This window comes from Wolbachia endosymbiont (group B) of Protocalliphora azurea (genome assembly GCF_947251865.1).
Classification (GTDB): domain Bacteria; phylum Pseudomonadota; class Alphaproteobacteria; order Rickettsiales; family Anaplasmataceae; genus Wolbachia.
In genome coordinates this window covers 902,157-919,547 of sequence record NZ_OX366394.1, presented here as the reverse complement: position 1 = coordinate 919,547, position 17,391 = coordinate 902,157, and the positions used below count along the sequence as shown (strand labels likewise).

General features: G+C 32.6%; 17 protein-coding genes. 10 read left to right on the top strand and 7 right to left on the bottom strand.

What is annotated here, in order from left to right; all coding sequences use genetic code 11:
- Positions 1-2: 2 nt before the first annotated feature.
- Together nusA and OPR35_RS04370 are read right to left on the bottom strand one after the other, a co-directional pair.
- Complete coding sequence (nusA, locus tag OPR35_RS04375; protein WP_264687125.1) at positions 3-1,556, bottom strand: transcription termination factor NusA; 1,554 nt, start codon at positions 1,554-1,556, stop codon at positions 3-5.
- 87 nt (positions 1,557-1,643) lie between these two features.
- On the bottom strand, positions 1,644-4,718 hold the full coding sequence (locus OPR35_RS04370; RefSeq protein ID WP_265024725.1) for an efflux RND transporter permease subunit: 3,075 nt from the start codon (positions 4,716-4,718) through the stop codon (positions 1,644-1,646).
- 161 nt (positions 4,719-4,879) lie between these two features.
- Between OPR35_RS04370 and OPR35_RS04365 the strand changes: the two genes are divergently transcribed.
- Positions 4,880-5,530, top strand: a complete 651-nt coding sequence (locus OPR35_RS04365) for a hypothetical protein (protein WP_265024724.1) — start codon at positions 4,880-4,882, stop codon at positions 5,528-5,530.
- A 3-nt stretch (positions 5,531-5,533) separates the two neighbouring features.
- Here OPR35_RS04365 and OPR35_RS04360 read toward each other — a convergent pair whose 3' ends face one another.
- Positions 5,534-6,271: a type I glutamate--ammonia ligase gene (locus OPR35_RS04360; protein ID WP_265024723.1), complete on the bottom strand. Its 738-nt coding sequence runs from the start codon at positions 6,269-6,271 to the stop codon at positions 5,534-5,536.
- A 326-nt stretch (positions 6,272-6,597) separates the two neighbouring features.
- On the opposite strand from OPR35_RS04360, the gene dnaA reads away from it, so the two are divergent.
- Entirely contained in the window at positions 6,598-7,980 is a 1,383-nt protein-coding gene (gene dnaA, locus OPR35_RS04355; protein ID WP_012481713.1) for a chromosomal replication initiator protein DnaA, read from the top strand.
- A gap of 157 nt (positions 7,981-8,137) precedes the next feature.
- Positions 8,138-9,013: a protein translocase subunit SecF gene (secF, locus tag OPR35_RS04350; RefSeq protein WP_007302794.1), complete on the top strand. Its 876-nt coding sequence runs from the start codon at positions 8,138-8,140 to the stop codon at positions 9,011-9,013.
- A gap of 5 nt (positions 9,014-9,018) precedes the next feature.
- Here secF and OPR35_RS04345 read toward each other — a convergent pair whose 3' ends face one another.
- Positions 9,019-9,543, bottom strand: a complete 525-nt coding sequence (locus OPR35_RS04345) for a TIGR02281 family clan AA aspartic protease (RefSeq protein ID WP_007302795.1) — start codon at positions 9,541-9,543, stop codon at positions 9,019-9,021.
- Between the two features lie 113 nt (positions 9,544-9,656).
- Between OPR35_RS04345 and yidC the strand changes: the two genes are divergently transcribed.
- The 3 genes from yidC to nusB are packed head-to-tail and all read left to right on the top strand — an operon-like array spanning position 9,657 to position 12,254.
- Positions 9,657-11,366 carry a membrane protein insertase YidC gene (gene yidC / locus OPR35_RS04340; protein ID WP_007302796.1) on the top strand — a complete coding sequence of 570 codons (1,710 nt, stop codon included), beginning with the start codon at positions 9,657-9,659 and terminating at the stop codon, positions 11,364-11,366.
- Positions 11,344-11,772, top strand: coding sequence for a 6,7-dimethyl-8-ribityllumazine synthase (locus tag OPR35_RS04335; RefSeq protein ID WP_007302797.1), 429 nt, complete (start codon positions 11,344-11,346; stop codon positions 11,770-11,772). Before yidC ends, OPR35_RS04335 begins: the two co-directional genes overlap by 23 nt.
- Positions 11,772-12,254 carry a transcription antitermination factor NusB gene (gene nusB, locus OPR35_RS04330; protein WP_006014794.1) on the top strand — a complete coding sequence of 161 codons (483 nt, stop codon included), beginning with the start codon at positions 11,772-11,774 and terminating at the stop codon, positions 12,252-12,254. Before OPR35_RS04335 ends, nusB begins: the two co-directional genes overlap by 1 nt.
- A gap of 109 nt (positions 12,255-12,363) precedes the next feature.
- Here the strand turns inward: nusB and OPR35_RS04325 are convergent, their stop codons facing one another.
- The 3 genes from OPR35_RS04325 to dut form a co-directional block, all read right to left on the bottom strand.
- A complete protein-coding gene (locus OPR35_RS04325) occupies positions 12,364-12,999 on the bottom strand; it encodes a hypothetical protein (protein ID WP_265024722.1) in 636 nt (211 codons plus the stop codon).
- Positions 13,000-13,001: 2 nt separating this feature from the next.
- Positions 13,002-14,004 (bottom strand): IS630 family transposase gene (locus OPR35_RS04320; RefSeq protein WP_230608967.1). Its coding sequence is split into 2 segments (ribosomal slippage): positions 13,002-13,493 and positions 13,495-14,004, totalling 1,002 coding nucleotides; the frame shifts between segments, so codons are not numbered across the junction.
- A 214-nt stretch (positions 14,005-14,218) separates the two neighbouring features.
- Positions 14,219-14,680, bottom strand: a complete 462-nt coding sequence (gene dut / locus OPR35_RS04315) for a dUTP diphosphatase (RefSeq protein WP_052264873.1) — start codon at positions 14,678-14,680, stop codon at positions 14,219-14,221.
- Positions 14,681-15,345: 665 nt separating this feature from the next.
- Here dut and OPR35_RS04310 point away from each other — a divergent pair.
- The 4 genes from OPR35_RS04310 (at position 15,346) to OPR35_RS04295 (ending at position 17,359) form a co-directional block, all read left to right on the top strand.
- On the top strand, positions 15,346-15,624 hold the full coding sequence (locus OPR35_RS04310; protein WP_264685020.1) for a hypothetical protein: 279 nt from the start codon (positions 15,346-15,348) through the stop codon (positions 15,622-15,624).
- Positions 15,625-15,726: 102 nt separating this feature from the next.
- Positions 15,727-16,257, top strand: a complete 531-nt coding sequence (locus tag OPR35_RS04305) for a head-tail connector protein (RefSeq protein WP_007302801.1) — start codon at positions 15,727-15,729, stop codon at positions 16,255-16,257.
- Between the two features lie 336 nt (positions 16,258-16,593).
- Positions 16,594-16,995, top strand: coding sequence for a tail completion protein gp17 (gene gp17, locus OPR35_RS04300; RefSeq protein ID WP_033445336.1), 402 nt, complete (start codon positions 16,594-16,596; stop codon positions 16,993-16,995).
- Positions 16,970-17,359 (top strand): phage tail tube protein, encoded by a 390-nt coding sequence (locus OPR35_RS04295; protein ID WP_007302803.1) that lies wholly within the window; start codon positions 16,970-16,972, stop codon positions 17,357-17,359. The genes gp17 and OPR35_RS04295 overlap by 26 nt, the downstream gene beginning before the upstream one ends.
- Positions 17,360-17,391: the final 32 nt, after the last annotated feature.

Here is a 17,391-nt window from a genome sequence, read left to right as displayed (position 1 = left end):
TTTTATATTAATCCAAGCTTTTTACGTGCTTCTATGATTATTAAATCTGCTGTATCTTTTAGATTGTCTTTATTATTAGTTGAGGAAGAGAGTATGCTATAAAACTCATAATTTGATAAATCTGCTATGTCCTCTAAAGTTTTAATATTATGTTTACTAAGAGCAATTTTATTATCTATTGATAAGGCTAAGTTGATTACATCGTCTTCCATACCTAAATTTTTTAGCTCTTCTATTTTTCTATCATTCTCTGCTTTCAGGTAATTATTTGCTCTATTATGAAGTTCATTTGCAATATCTTCATTGAAGCCCTCTATTGAAGCAAGTTCCTTAATTGAAGTGTTAGATATATCTTCTACACTTGAAAAACCTTCTGTTACCAATAATTGGCCCATAATCTCTTCTAAGTTTAAAGCTTCAGCAAATAAAACTGAACATTGACTAAATTCTTTGTTTCTTCTTTCTGATTCTTGCTGAGTGCTTAATATCTCAATTTTCCATCCAACAAGCTCTGAAGCTAATCTTACATTCTGACCCTTTTTTCCTATAGCTAAACTCAATTGATCTTCAGCAACTATTAACTCTATACAATTTTCATTTTCGTCAATAATGACCTTTGATACTTCTGCAGGAGTAATGGCTTTAATAACAAATTGACCCAAATCTGATGAGTAATGTATGACGTCGATTTTTTCACCGTTTAATTCGTGTATAATAGTTTTTATTCTATCTCCTTTAACTCCAACGCAAGCACCTACTGGATCGATATTCTTATCAGATGAAAAAACAGCAACTTTAGATCTTGAACCAGCGTCTCTAGCTATACCTTTAATTGTTATCAATCCGTCAGCAACTTCTGGTACTTCTTGATTCAACAATGCCTCTAAAAAGCCTTCATGAGTCCTAGAAAGAATGATTTGACGTCCATCGTCAGAGCGCTTAACAGCCTGTATGTAAGCTTTAACCTTGTCGCCTTCACGAAATGACTCACCACCAATTAAGTTTCGTAAAGGGAGGTATGCTCCAATTCCGTTTATGTCTATAATAAGATCTGAATATTCTACTTGTTTAACGATGCCATACCTCATTTCTCCTACCTTATCTTTAAATTCCTCATATTGCTTTTTTAACTCTTCATTTTTGATTATTTCAGAAATCTTTTGCTGGGCAATTCTTGCTGAAACAAGATCAGTGTTAAGAGAAATCAACTCACTAATAGTATCTCCAACTTTTGCATCTTCTTTTATTAACTTAGCTTGTGTCAACTTAATTAAGTCACACTCATTTTCATTTGATTCATCATTAATGACTTTTAGTTGTCTATATGAGGTAACTTTGCCTGTGTTTCTATCTATATTAACTACAATTTTACTTTTGCTACCATACTTTTGTTGAGCTACTGCTTCGATAGCACTTTTAAGTGCATTTATTATAATATTAAAATCCAAACCTTTTTGAAGTGAGAGCTCTCCCGCTGTTTTTATTACATCAAGGCTTCCAACTATGTTATTCTTGTTGCTTTTCTGCTTAACACTGCTTTTACGATTAGCAATCATATAAATAAATCCAATTTAATTAGTTATAATTATAGCTTCAACAGGTAAAGAACGCTATCTTAAATGTTAAATGATTGCTAATTTAAGTCAAGTTTTTTCATGTCTTTGTATGATAAGCAATGCCGGAGTAAAGAATAAAGTTAAGACCGTTGCAGCCAATATTCCACTTGCTATGGTTGCTGAAATATCAACCCACCACTGGCTTGATGGAGCATCATATGTGATTTGTAGCGTAAAAAAACTGATATTTAACCTAGTAATCATCGGTATTAAACCAAGAACTGTAGTTGCAACGGTAAGTAGTATTGGCCTGATGCGAGAAATTGAAGCGTTTATTATACATTGCTTAATGTTATTTTTGCGCACCTTAATTTGCTGATGAAAGGCATCAAGCAATAGTATATTATTATTCACTATAATTCCTGCTAAAGCAATTATCCCCACTCCACACATGACAACTACAAAAACTTTCTGAATAAGAAAGAAAATGAAAAATACACATGTTGTTGATAAAAACACTGCTGTCATTACGATAAATGTATAGTATATGTTGTTAAACTGTGCCACTAGCACCAATATCATCAATGTAATTGCTAATATAAAAGCCTTTAATAAAAATGCTCCTGATTTTTGTTGATCTTCCTTATCACCTTTGAAATCAATCTTTACTCCTTTACTACAGTCTTGAGTAATCGAATTTTGAATGAACTTAACTCTTTCATCAACAAGATAGCCAGTATCAACGTCAGCAGAGATTGTTACTGTGCGTGATCCATCAATCCTACTTAGTTTATTTGCCTTTTTTTCGGGAACGTATTTCACTATGCTACTCATAGAATATGGTCCATTTGCTGTATTAATAAAAAGGTTATCTATAGTTTTCATGTTGCGATTCTTTCTGGGAAAGCGTAGTACAATATCAATTTCTTCATCTGCGTTATTTGGTCTATATTTTCCAATTAATACTCCATTTGTAACCATCTTTATAAAATCACCGATGGTTGCAACACTTACTCCAGAGCTTGTAGCCTTACTCTTATCAATACTCATATTCCACTCTATTTCAGGTGCTGATCTACTATCTTGAATATTTATAAATCCAGATGAAGGTTGGTCCATAATTTTTAGGATTTTCTCTGCTACTGAATTCAAGTTGGATGCACTTCCGCTTAAGTTAATTTGTATTGGCTTGTCAGCTGATGGTCCTGACTTTTGTTCCTGTACATCAATTATTACTCCTTTTATGTTTTGTACACTACTCCTTATATCATTTAGTATTTGCGTAGCTTTGCGCCTGCAGCGCCAATCTACAAGTTCCAATTGAATTTTGGCAATAACGTTGTCTGAAAATTTTCCTGATCGAGCATAAAAAACATAAATTTCCTTTTCAACACCCAAAATACGTTCTTCTACTTTCTTAAGTATCAAATCTCGTTCTTTGGCTGATAAGCTTTCTTTTACTTTAACGCTGATTAAAATGTTATCTGAATCTACATTCGGAAAGAACTTTAATCCAGGACCAAAAGTAAAATATAATATACTAGACAAAAATAAAACAAACACAACAACACATACAAATTTTTTGGGGTGATCTAAGACTTTCTCTAACATACGTACATAAGTTCTTATTATAAGCCCAGTATTTTTTACCTCACCACTTTCTATAGCACTCATTCTTATTATTTCTTTTTTTGAAGTTATTGAAGGTTTACCAAATATTGCACCAAGTGTTGGTATAAAAACCAAAGCCATAATTAGCGATCCAGTTAAAGTTAGAATTATTGTAATTGGTATGTACTGCATAAATTTACCGACTGTATCGGGCCAGAGTAACAGAGGGAAAAACACTGCTAATTTAGTCAATGTTGATGATAAAACTGGATAAAACATATCATGAACTGAGGTGCAAAAGGCTTCTACTTTATCCATGCCACAAATCATCTTTCTATCAGCATATTCGCTGATTACAATTGCATCATCAACCAGCATGCCAACTGCCATAATTAAACTGAAGAGCACAACTATATTTAGAGTAATACCCATGAGGTAAAGAGCCATTATTCCTATTAGAAAGGAGCCAGGTATTGATAGTGCAACAAGAATAGCAGCCCTTGTTCCCATAAAGAGCATTATTATGGTTAATATTAGTAATACGGCAAATATTATACCATTTTCCAAGTCGTCAAGCACATCACGTACATTTTTTGACTGGTCATTCAAATAAACTACTTTTAAATTTTCAGGTAATTGATCTTTTGCTTTGTCTATTAAGTATTTTACTTGATTTACCGTGTCTATTATGTTTTTTCCATTACGTTTTGAAATTTCTAGTACAATGCTAGGTAGTCCATTAATACGAGCAAATCCTTGGTGATCCTCAAACCCAAGGTATACTTTTGCTATATCTTTGATTCTCAAAACTGCATCACTTTGAGATCTAATAGGAATATTCATAATATCTTCTATGTCTTTTAATAACCCTGATATTTTAATCGAATATTTACCGGTATCATTTTCTAGTGATCCGGCTCCTACCAATCTGTTGTTGTTTGATATAGCTTGAAATATCTCATTTGATTGAATGTTATATTTTGTTAGAACTGTGGGCTCAATTATAACTTCCACTGTTTCTTTACGCATACCTGCTACTTCAACTTTAAGAACATTTGGCAGAGATTCTATTTCTTTCTTTAGTTTGCGTGCTATTTCAGTTAAAGTTCTTTCCGGCAAATTACCAATCAAGCCAACGTTTAGTATCGGAAATAAGCTCAAGTTTATTTCATTGATTATTGGAGATTCTGCTTCAATAGGTAATTTTGATTTTATGTTTAAAAGCTTTGAACGGACATTATCGAGCACTTCTTTATTATCATACTCTGTTCTAAATTCGAGTATCATGTGAGCACCATCATTAGTTGCAAAAGCTCTCAATTCTTTTACACCTTCGATGGATCTTAGTTCATTTTCTATAGGAAGCACTAATAGCTTTTCACTATCCTCGACAGAAATACCAGGAAACCCGACAAATACACTAATTATAGGAATCTGTATATCAGGATTGCTTTCTCTTGGCATCTTTATATAAGTGTATGAGCCGAAGGTAAAAATCACGATAAGCAATAATATTACTGTTCTATTCCTCTCTACAAGTAAGCTTTTCATGCCAAACATTATACGTATTTATATCATATTATAGCTAAGATAAATTATATATTAATTAATCCTTATATGTCTTTATGTAAATGATTAAAATTTTTACAGTTTTGCAAGCGTAAGAAAATTTCTATATAATATGACTTTAGTATGGTATTTGAGGGATTATTATGGTAGCAGTTTTAAGTGTGACAGAAGGCAAGAATAAAGTGATCGTATCTGGGTTGATTGGGCTTTCATCAACCTTAGTATTTTTGACAGTGATTCACATTGCTGCAAAGATAGCCATTATAGTTACTGCTGCTGCAGTTACTTACGCATTACTTTCATTGCTTAATAAAGCAAGACCTAAGTCTGTTAAAACTGATGATATGTCAGAAGATGAAGGGTATAGCAGTGTTGATGAAGGTGAAGAAAAAGATACCGTAAAAGAACCAAAAAGAACTGAAACTGAGCTAGAAGAAGAATTAAAAAATAAAAGAGCAGAAGAAGAAATGAAAAATGGACTACCTAAACATATGGATTTCAAAGGTAATTCACTTTCTAAAAGTGCTGATACTACAGATAGTCATTTCGTTTCTAGTGCTACAAATATTGTTATGGAACCTTTACCTAAACACATGGATGCACTTGGTAATCCACTTCCTGAGCAGCCACCGAGCAACCTTACCAATATAGGGCTTGGATCATCTAAAAGTACGCAGAAACTATCTGCTGCAGACTTGCTATTACAGTATGGGAATGTAAATAATGATGTGAGGAAAGTGCTAGAATGGCCAATTACCTCAAAGGAGTTTAATGGGTTAGGGTTTAACAGGTAGTTGCTATATCAAACTCTCCATCTTATATTGAGGATCAGATGCAATGCCATACACTCTATTTGGCGGAGCAATTTTGTTCTCTATACCAAAAACTATACCTTCAGTTATTGCTGTGAGTACTTTTTCAAGGTTACAATCTGCTCCAGGAACACGGTGCTCTAGGCGGCATCTTTTGGAATCGTTGCCAAAATAGGGAATTCTTATCGCAGCAGTTCTGTTATTCACTCCCCAACTAATCGTAGTTGGAGTATGAATATCTGGGTACTGAAATCTTAAATATGAATCATCATTTGGAGCAAAAAACAACATATGTTTTTTCATCATTGCACATAATCCACCTATGCTGTGAATCAGGTGGTCACTATATTTTTGCTTATTGCCATAAAATAAGTTATTATTATTTGAATCCATGAGGCTAACATGTACATTTAGTGCGCTGCCTGCTCTATCCAAATAAGGTTTTGCTTTAAAAGAAACATTACCATCGAACTCTTGTGCTGTTCCAATCAGTAATTTTTTTACTAACTCAAAATGCATAATTAAATTATCAGGACTCGTATAACAATTACTTTTTATCTCGTATTGGTTTAAAGAACTCTCTTTCTCACAAAAAAATCCAAGAGAAGCTATTTTATTTTTGATGCTATTCAGAAATAAATATTCTTTTTTTATTCCCTCAGTGTAAAACTCCAGTTCAATACCGAATACAGTATTATGACTCAAATTACTTAATATAATCACAAATTTACTTCAATAAATTTATACTAAATCAGCTATATTTATACAAGTACTTTACTTATTTATCAGTAAATTTAATATCTTATTTATACATAATATATTACTATTTTTTAATAACATACTTCTAATCCTCGGTACAAGCGACATTTACAAATTGATTGTTTTTATTTCAAAAAAATGATCAATTTTAGTGCTTTTATACTCTTTACAACTCGTCAAAAAATCCTCATAATTTTAGATATGTATTAAGTAGTGTTAGCTTTTTATCTTACAGTAAGCTATTGATTATCTTGCATCTTTCTGATTATTATTCTTTCTTGGTGTGGTATATGAACTTAACTAACCCTAAGGTTTCTACTATGTTTTTTGATCAGATTATTACAGTAACGGACCACAATGTTACTTGGGAAAAAATCCAAAATTATCTCCATAATCTCTATGGAGAAGCAACATATAACAGCTGGCTGAGTTCACTAAGATTTATCAGCAACAGAAATGGAGAAGTTTTGTTGTCTGTACCAACAAGATTTATAAAGGAGTGGATTACAGTTCACTACATGGAAAAAATATTGTCATTATGGCAAAGCGAAGATCAAAGTGTATGTTCTATTGATATTCAATTAATTGAAGAAAGAAATTCAAATTCTAATACGATACTAAAAAATAGAGAGGAAAATAATCATAATCTTGGTTCACCACTAGATACCAGATTCACTTTTGATAATTTTGTGGTAGGAAAGTCAAATGAGTTAGCATTTACAGCGGCAAAGCGTGTAGCGGAATCTATAGATCCAATATCAGGAAGCAACCCTTTATTTCTATATGGTGGAGTGGGACTTGGTAAAACACATTTAATGCATGCTATAGCTTGGGACATAGTCAATTCTCCGTCAGCAAAAAGAAAAGTGGTATATTTATCAGCAGAGAAATTTATGTATCAATATATTACGGCGCTGCGGAGCAAAGATATTATGTTATTTAAAGAGCAATTTAGATCAGTAGATGTATTGATGGTAGATGATGTGCAATTTATCAGTGGTAAAGATAGTACACAAGAAGAATTTTTTCACACTTTCAATGCATTGATAGACCAAAATAAACAATTGGTTATATCAGCTGATAGGTCTCCTAGTGATCTTGATGGAGTAGAAGAAAGAATAAAATCACGACTTGGTTGGGGATTAGTTGCAGATATTAATGAAACAACTTTTGAATTAAGACTTGGTATATTGCAGGCGAAAGTGGAACGAATGAATATGTATGTTCCAAAGGATGTCCTAGAATTTTTGGCAAGGAATATAAAATCCAATATAAGAGAACTAGAAGGAGCATTAAATAAGGTTGCTCATACCTCTTTAATTGGAAGAAGCATGACAGTAGAATCAGCTAGTGAGACCCTAATTGATCTTCTTAGGTCAAATCATAGGTCAATCACAATAGAAGAAATACAGAAAAAAATAGCTGAATTTTTCAATATAAAGATTGCAGATATGCAATCTAATAGAAGGCTCCGCAGTCTTGCGAGGCCGAGACAAATAGCTATGTATTTCGCAAAGAAGTTTACGCAAAAAAGTTTACCAGATATTGGAAGAAATTTTGGTGGTAGAGATCATGCTACTGTTATACACGCAGTCAAACAAGTGGAAAATTTCATAAGAACTGACCCAAAATTTGCTGATGAAATCAATCGATTAAAAAAGATGTTTAAGTAGCACTTTATTAATGACAACCAGGCTGTTTTCATTTTTTTGATCAAATATCTTGTTCAAGTAGATTAAGTAAATCAAAGATCATTATTAGTATAAGCTAAGAGAAAATAGCTAGTCGATTGCTTAAAAAGTATATAAAATCACAATTTAAGTAGGAAATATGGCAATTAGACTTATTCCAGATAATCTTGATATAAGATTTAGTAAATATAGAAATTTGACAGCACTTGTTAGCGTTATTCTTATCATTTTTTCAATGCTTACTTTTATGCTGCGTGGAATGAATTTGGGTATAGACTTTACAGGTGGAATTTTGATAGAGATAAAATCTTCAAGCAAGGATGATGCTATTCTCGGTATATTAAAAGAGAGTGGATTTACGATACAGAGTTCAAAAGCTGGTGATAACTTAGTTGTGCGGTTTAAAGATGAGGGAGATGAAGATAAAATTAAAAAGGTTAAAAGTATATTAGAAAGCAAATTAGGTAATTTAGTAACTTATCGTAAAATAGATTATGTTGGTCCACAAATAGGCTCAACGCAGATATTTGAAGGGATATCAGCCATGTTAATTGCAATTATTGGAATATTTTTTTATGTTTGGCTTAGATTTAGCTGGCAGTGTGGACTTGGTGGAATAATGGCACTGATCCATGATGTGATTTTAACTCTTGGCTTTATCAGCTTAACGAGTATTGAGTTTAATATTTCATCAGTTGCAGCTCTACTTACCGTGATTGGCTATTCAATCAATAATTCAGTGGTTATATACGATCGGATTCGAGAGTATAAAAAAAATAGAAAAGATGTAGAAATGGATGAAATAGTTGATGCTAGCATTAATTCTACACTATTTCGTACTATGTTAACTTCAGGTACTACTCTTCTTGCTGCTCTTCCTTTAGTGCTGATTTGTACAGGTGTGGTCAGAGACTTCTGCTTAATCATTTCTTTTGGCATTGCAATCGGCACCTGTTCCGCAATATTTATCTCTGCTCCTATATTGACCTGCAGAGCGTTGATAAGTAGAGTATAGAACGTTTAACTACGATATAATATTAGCTTATTATCCCTAATAGTGAAATGAAAATATCTCAAAAAGCTCATACCAAGTAATGAATGGGACATAGAGTGAGTATTAACACTAGCGTGTACATCATTAATTAAAAAATTTCCTATTTTAACTTGAGGGATGTGAACAACACCAGCTTTTATTTGACCTTTTGCAGTTTCATATATTTTAAAGTCTTGAATGTTTTGTAAGTTAATACCAGCATGTAACGCATCTTTTTGCGATAGAACAATATCAGTTGCTCCGGTATCAAGCAAAAACGTTATATTACGATCATTGACTTGAGCTTGAATATAAAAGTGTCCATCGTATGACTTTGTAAATTCAATACTTCCGCCATTTTGAACCCTTCCTTTGTACGGTAGAAAAGTGCTCAGAAACCTATTGCTTAGTTTATCCCCTTGTGAATCAATAAACATTGCAGTAATGACTATTATCAGTAGCCAAATAACTAGATTTTTTGCTGCATTCATATTATTAAAATTTGAAGCCATAAGAGTAAATTTTTAAGATTAGCGTTAAAAGCTATTATTAAAAATAAGTAAATTTTATTGTTTTAGTACAATATTTAATATATACTTTAAGGAGGTATGTTCGATTTAATTTCATGTCAGAAGCAAAAAATTTAATTTTAGCAACAATTCTTTCTATATTGATTATAGTATTATGGCATATTATTTATGATAATTTTCTTAACACGAGCCAAAGCCAACCATCGATTGAAAATATTGAACATATCGAATCTTCTAACGACCTTGCTCCTATGATATACCAAAATCGTTCTGAAATTATTAATTCTACTAGAGAACAGAGAGTTAATTTAACCAATAACATGCTTGAAGGATCAATTTCTCTGAAAGGTGCAAGGTTTGATGACTTAATCTTAACTAACTACCACTTAGAACCGAGTTCTTCTTCTCCACAAGTGGTGTTACTGTCACCTGCAGAATCAAAAGATGTATATTTCGCAGAATTTGGGTGGCTCGATCCGAATGAAAAGATTAAAGTTCCAGATTCTAAAACAGTATGGCAAGCAGATAAACTCAATCAAAAAGAGGTCAATTTATTTTGGGATAATGAAAATGGCATTTTATTTAGAATGAAAATTAGCCTTGACGATAACTACATGTTTAAAGTTGAGCAAATTATTGAAAACAATACAAAAGATAATGTAGTTTTGGTTCCCTATGGTAAAATCAATCGTAAACGTGATAATATTAACGAATCCTATTGGATATCACATGAAGGAGTACTAGGTGCATTTAACAATAAACTAGAGGAGTGGACATATAAGGATATTTCCAAGAAACGTTTAATAAAGGCCAGCACAAGTGAAAAAAGTTGGTTTGGTTTTGCTGATAAATATTGGTTTACAGCTATCATACCTGAAAAATCTGATCAAATAAATGTAAGTATTAAGCATACGAATGTTAATAACATTGATAAGTTTCAAGTAGATTTTGTTAAACCTTACAAACACATACTCCCTGGTGCAAGTGTTTCTACTCTGAACTACTTTTTTGCTGGGGCAAAGAAATTGAATTTACTTGATTCTTATAAAGACACTCTCAATATACCTTTGTTTGATAAGGCTGTAGATTTTGGTGTTCTTTATTTTATAACCAAGCCGGTGTTTTTACTGCTTGAATATTTTAACTTTGTTTTGAAAAATTTTGGCTTAGCAATATTATTGCTAACTTTAGTAATCAAACTTTTGATGCTTCCCTTATCTAATAGATCATATATTTCGATGTTCAAGGTGAAAAGCCTGCAGCCTGAATTAACTCGTATAAAAGAGTTGTACAAAAATGACAGCTTAAAGCAGCACAAAGAGACAATTGCGTTGTTCAAGAGAAACAATGTAAATCCAATGTCGAGCATTTTCCCTATGCTCATACAAATACCAGTATTTTTTGCTCTGTATAAAGTATTATTTGTTACTATAGAGATGAGACACGCCCCTTTTTATTTATGGATTAAGGATCTTTCAGCTTCTGATCCAACAAACATTTTTACATTATTTGGGTTGTTTAATTATAACTTTCCTATTTCTATAGGCATTTTACCTATAATTTTCGGCGCTACCATGATAATTCAGCAGAAGCTAAGTGAGAAAGATCAAACCAGTAAAGATGATATTCAAGTAAATGTTATGAAGTTTTTACCTTACATTTCTGTCTTTATTTTTTCTTCTTTTCCTGCCGGCCTGGTAATATATTGGATATTTAGTAATATTATAACTCTGGTTCAACAATCATTAATAAAGTTGCTTTTAACAAGAAAAGTAGGAATGAATGTCGAAAATACTAATAGTTAATTCAGTTTATTATACTGAAATAGCAAACCTTTTGCTTGAGGGTGCAACTGATAAATTCAAAGGAAATAATATTGGTTACGAGATAATTAAAGCGCCTGGTACGTTTGAGATACCAGCTGCAATTCTTTTTGCGGTCAAAGGCAAGAATACTAATTATGATGGTTATTTAGCTCTTGGATGTGTAATTCGTGGTGAAACTGATCATTATAAATACGTTTGTAAAGGAGTAATCGAAGGCTTAAATGCAATTGTTATGCATCATGCAATACCTCTTGGTATGGGAATAATCACAGCAGATAGTAAAGATAAAGCACTAATTAGAGCTGACAAAAATAAAAAGAACGTTGGTGGCCATGCAGCCTCAACTGTTTTGCATATGATAGATCTACACAATAAATTAAAATAATGGAGGAAAAACCAGTAGATAAAAAGTGGCGCATAAAAAGAAGTACGGCAAGATTTCTTGCTGTACAAATTGCTTATTCAAATATTTTTGTAAGTTACAACAAAAGCACTTTTAAATTGGAAAATTGTGAGCTTAAGGACTACATAAGTACGTTGAAAGATATATTTGAATGTGAAGAATTTGAACATCAGTTCTTAGAAAACTTGTTATGTAAGGTTATAAAAAGCAGTGAAGAATATGATAAAATAATAGAGTCTTATTTACACCCAAGCTGGTCACTTTCACGATTAAATCTTATAAGCTTATCTATTTTGCGTATTGCAGTATGTGAGTTAATTGATTTTGATACACCAGCACCAATTGTTATTAATGAATATACTAACATTGCATCTGATTTACTTGATGCTCCAAACAAAATTGGCTTTATTAATGGGTTGTTAGATAAGGTAAAGGATGCAGTCAGACTAAATAAAAATCCTTAGCAAATTTCTTACAAGTATGTGAATATCTATTTTTTGAGACAGCTTCTATAATAAGCTTAAGTAACCTAACACTAAAAAGTGAAGGGCAGACTTATTTAGTCTGCCTATTTTATACTAAAATTTTTAATGGTTTTCCTTCCTCTTGTTGTTGTTGTTCAACTTTTGATGATTTAACAGTTGAGCTTGGCACAAATTCGATGGTTAGTTCTTGAACATTATTTTCTTCAACGTTTAAACCTAACGTTTTTAACTCCTGTCCACAATTTATCTGTTCAAATGTACTATCCCCTTTCTTCTTGTATAGCTGATGTATATCAAGGAGTTTAGTGTTGCCAAGCAAGATTGGATCAGGATTATCAATATATCTGATCTGACCATAACTCTCAGCTTTGAATACTTCGCCTTTTGAGTTAGTAAAATCTATAGTATATTCACCATTTTCGTTCTTATAGTTCTTTTCAATAAATTCAAGATCTTTATTTGTTACCTGCAACATCAGGTATCTTTGAGAGCTACCAGCAACAATTCTCGGAGCTTTAAGTTCAGATATTTCATTATTTTTCATGAAGGAATATATTGCTAAACTAATCAGTGCAACAGTAACAAATGCTAAAACACTCATTCCAAGTGGTGTAGCTGCAAAAGCTGCAAGTGGAGCAAGTATATAAGTTGAAGACATCAAATATGGTGATGAAAGTGCTACTGCTGCGCCTATAACATACAGAGAAGTAATACCAAATTCCATTACTAATCGAACAAATAAGAAACATTACAAACTCGTTTAATAGTAGTGCTGGAAATACTGACAATAAAATTACACAGAACATCTGCAAGTAAGCCTATGGTATCGTAGACTCTGTTACGTAAAGTATTGTATTTGATATATTGCCACAACCTCTCAACAGGATTCAGTTCCGGTGAATAAGGAGGCAAGTATATAATGGTAATGTTTTCCTGAAATTTCAAACTTTTTGATCTATGCCAACTTGCACAATCCATTACAAGAAAGGCTTTTTTCGTGCCTAAATCTTTCGACATCTGCTCCAGAAATATATTCATACAATCAGTGTTTACATATGGAGCAAGTAGGCTGATTTTCTTACCACTTCTTGGATTTACCGCACTGTAGATATAGAAATTTTGTCTACCAATTTTCATTTTAACCTGCGTTCTGACCCCTTTTTTAAACCATCCGTGTCCGATTTTTGAATGAGTTCCAAATCGTGATTCATCAAAAAAACACCTCTTTTTCAGGGTGGGAATTGACTATTTTATTGAAGTATTTTTTAAACTCTTCTTGCTTGTTTTTATCTTGTTTATGGTGCATTGGCCTCGGTGTTATATAAGAAAATTTCATCCTTTGTATCTCACGGTGCACTGTTGATTTGCTAATGTTTAGGCCAAATTCCTCTGAGATTTTTATCTGCACTTCCTTAATAGTAATATTTGGATTTCTTTCTACCCATATTTCAATTTGCTCACGTTGATTTTTCTTTAATTTGCTTTTTCTTCGCCGCTGAGACGGGGCAAATAATCTTTCTACTCTACCAAATTTTAGATGCTTTATCCATTCAGTCAAAGCAGTCCTTGAAATTTTACATATTCTTGCCACAGCGCTTATACTACTTTCTTTTCCTGCTATCACCGCTTGTAACTTTTTTGAAACATATGCGTTATTTCTGACCTTTTTTAACATTTCTTTCGCCAAATTTACAACTTTTTCGTCTAATAGTTTTGACCTTAATGCCATTTATACCTCTCTATTTTATCTACTTTATTATCACTTCTTTCCCATTATTGTCTATCTGTTCTTTGCATAGTGGGAATTGGTATAAGTACTAAAAGTGCAGTATTTGTTTTGTGGAGCTGGCCACGGTGGTTTTTAAAAATTAACATAATTGCCTCATTTAAATTAATTAAAGTTGTATGTAAAGAATTATTATTGTCAACTTATAAACAATAAATTATCTACCACTTGAGCCGAAGCCTCCTTCATTGCGAGCAGTTTCTTTTGCATAGAATTCTTCTATGTTGTTCCAAATTATCTCAGGTACAGGAGTGATAAGAATTTGTGCAATTCTATCTCCTCTTTTTATTTCATATGGCTGATTACTTAGATTGATTAGGCAAACTTTAACTTCACCTCGATAATCGGAGTCTATAGTGCCCGGAGAATTTAAAACAGTGATTCCATGTTTTGCAGCAAGCCCAGAACGTGGGCGGATTTGCCCCTCAAAACCGTTTGGTATTGCAATCACAATTCCAGTTGGAACAAGTAATCTCTCAAGTGGATTTAAAACAGCAGAGTCATTCAATGCAGCATAAAGATCCATGCCAGCACTCTGCATAGTTGCATAACAGGGAAGAGGCAGGCTTTCGCCATGTGATAACTTTTTTATTTCTACTTTAATTTTGTCTCTTTGCATTTTTATTCACCAGTTATGAAAATTTGATTGTAGCATGTAAATTATGCCTGTAAAAGATAAGAAAACTACTTGACAAATATTGCCAACTTTCCTTATTATGACACTGAGGGTATTTATGACTCAAAACTTGTTTTTGACCTGCAGGCTCAATAACAAAAATTCAGTAAAAAACTTAAGGTACTTATTGGCGGATTACATAAAATTATAGCGGCTGCATGTCTTTTTTATTTTTTCTACATTCAGCCAAAACGCGCTTATTTTAAGCGTTAGCACATTATTACAGCGCCAGTTTAAATTATTATAGGGTCAAACTCACTAAGTGGGGATCCTTTTGCCTTTTTTATAATTAGTAAATTTATTAATATTTTGGATTAGTGAGGAGTCCTATAGAGATAGCACTTGATGCTGGAATTCAGCCTTTCTGCAATCTCATCGAAAACGTTGTACCACCTTTCTATGCTAGTTTGCTTGTGAGCAACATGGATCCCAGTGTCTGGGCACTGGGATGACAAAAAAGGGCTACTTGAATGACATACTTGAATTTACGCTATAAAGTGAACCGGTTTGGTGTGCTGCTGTTGTTTGCAGTATTGTAGTGCTAATTTTTTACTTCGGTAGTCTTTTTATTGTCATTATAATTATAAGAATAGTTGAGGCCAATTAATATGAAAACTTTTACGAAAAATTTTAAAGGTAAGGAAAGAAGGCTAGAAGAGTTCAATGAGAAAGTTGAAGACATATCAGCTGTAGCTCAAGATAAGTTTGCACATGAACTTGAAAATATCGCATATGAAAGTGTGCAGAAATTTCGCAGTCTACTTGCTAAAGAGCTAAACTTCACTTTCAATAACATTCATTCTCAGAATGTCAATCTACTAAAATCCGGCCTAAAAAAAGGAGAAACAGCGTTAATACGTTCTCTTCTCAATATACTTGTACGATAGAGTTGCTGCTGCAATTTAATATTAAGTGATAACTAAAATAAGTAAGATTTTTTATAGATAAGTCTTACTTATTTTAGCTATATATAGAAAAGGAGGGTTGTTATGTCAACAAGACTAAAGTATCCAATCATAAATATACAACGTAAGTCTAAGCCTAAATCTTTTCCAGTAACTTTAGGAGAGGTTAAATCTTTTTTACGAATTGAAAATGATCAAGATGATAAGTTGATTTCAAGTTTTATTTTTATGGCAACTGATTATGCTCAGTGGCATATGGAAAAGTCTCTAGTAAAGCAAACGTGGCAAGTTTCATATGAAGGTTATATACCTCGTAGAATATATTTAAGCTATGGTCCTGTGAATAAAATAATATTGGCTACTGATAAGAATAGAAAACTTAGTTATTATTTTAGTGATATAGGAAGCTATATTGAATTTTTCAATTATTTGAACATAATAAGGGCTGATGTTGTATATGAAGCTGGTTATGATAGTGTTCCTGAGCAAATAAAGCTAGGTATTATACAGCATGTTTCTGCTCTCTATAAAAATCGTGAATCAGAAGTAAGTAGCCATTTATCTGAGGTAAAGAAGGTGTATTCTCCATTTCGCGAACCAAAGGTTGTTTTGTAGTTCCTGTTTGTCATTCAATAGCAGATACAACAGATGGTGTCATCCGAGTAGCCCCTTCGATGTCATCCCAGTACTGGGATCCAGTTTTTTCATGATCATCAAAACGTTGTATTTTAAAATAAAACGGCTACTTTTATGCTTACCAACTTAATAAAATTCCTGGATCCCAGTACTGGGATTACAAGAAAGAGCTACTGGAACGACATCATTATAAAGTGAACCAGTGTCTGGGGATGGGATGACATCTTCTTGACAGATAATGTTCGTGCAGTAAGCACTAGGATGATACCATCTGTTGTACCTGCAAATTGCAATCTTCGTAAACGTATCTGTGAGATGGAAAAAATTCAAATTATAAATGAGTTGTATGATAGTATTTATGCAGCATTAAAAGCAAACTCTGATTTAAAGAAATATGTTACTAACATCTATGATTACCTGCCTAAGCAGGTTACTATTCCTTATCTGAGATTGCGCATAGTAAATTATGTTAACCTGCATATGCTATCTAATTTTGCTACAAAAGTAAGATTTTCATGCGACATATATACTTATCATATAAGCAGCATGCTTGCTGCTATAAAGCATGTTGGCTTGGTGGTAAAGAGCATTAGTAGTGAGACCATTTTGGAAAGTAATTGTGTTATAAATCAGCATGATGAAGTTTTACATTCAACAATTAATTTTGATATTTTAATACAAGGAGGTAGCGATGAGCAAATTACAGCTGAAAATTAAAGGTCATGACAATAATTTTGTTGTGCTGAATAATATACGAAACTTAAGGTTTACTTTGCGTAATAACAAAGAGGAGATGAAAGATATTTCCTCTTTTGGCTGGAGAAAAGTGCTTGATTGTGCTGGAAGTAGAAAGATTACAATAAAAATTAATGGCATTTTAAATTCAGTATTGGCTGATGAATTATTGCGTAATTCTGCAATGTTAAACTCTAATAATGATTATGAGATTAGTTTTAATGCTAAGGAGAAGATAAAACTCAGGTGTTCGGTTGAATTGTATGAGAGATATTATGATCCTGCCACTTTTGACAGCTTCACTGTAGTTTTAGCCAGTGCTGAAGTTGTGAACACTTTTCATTAGTGTTAATTTAATTTTTTCATATACAATAATAA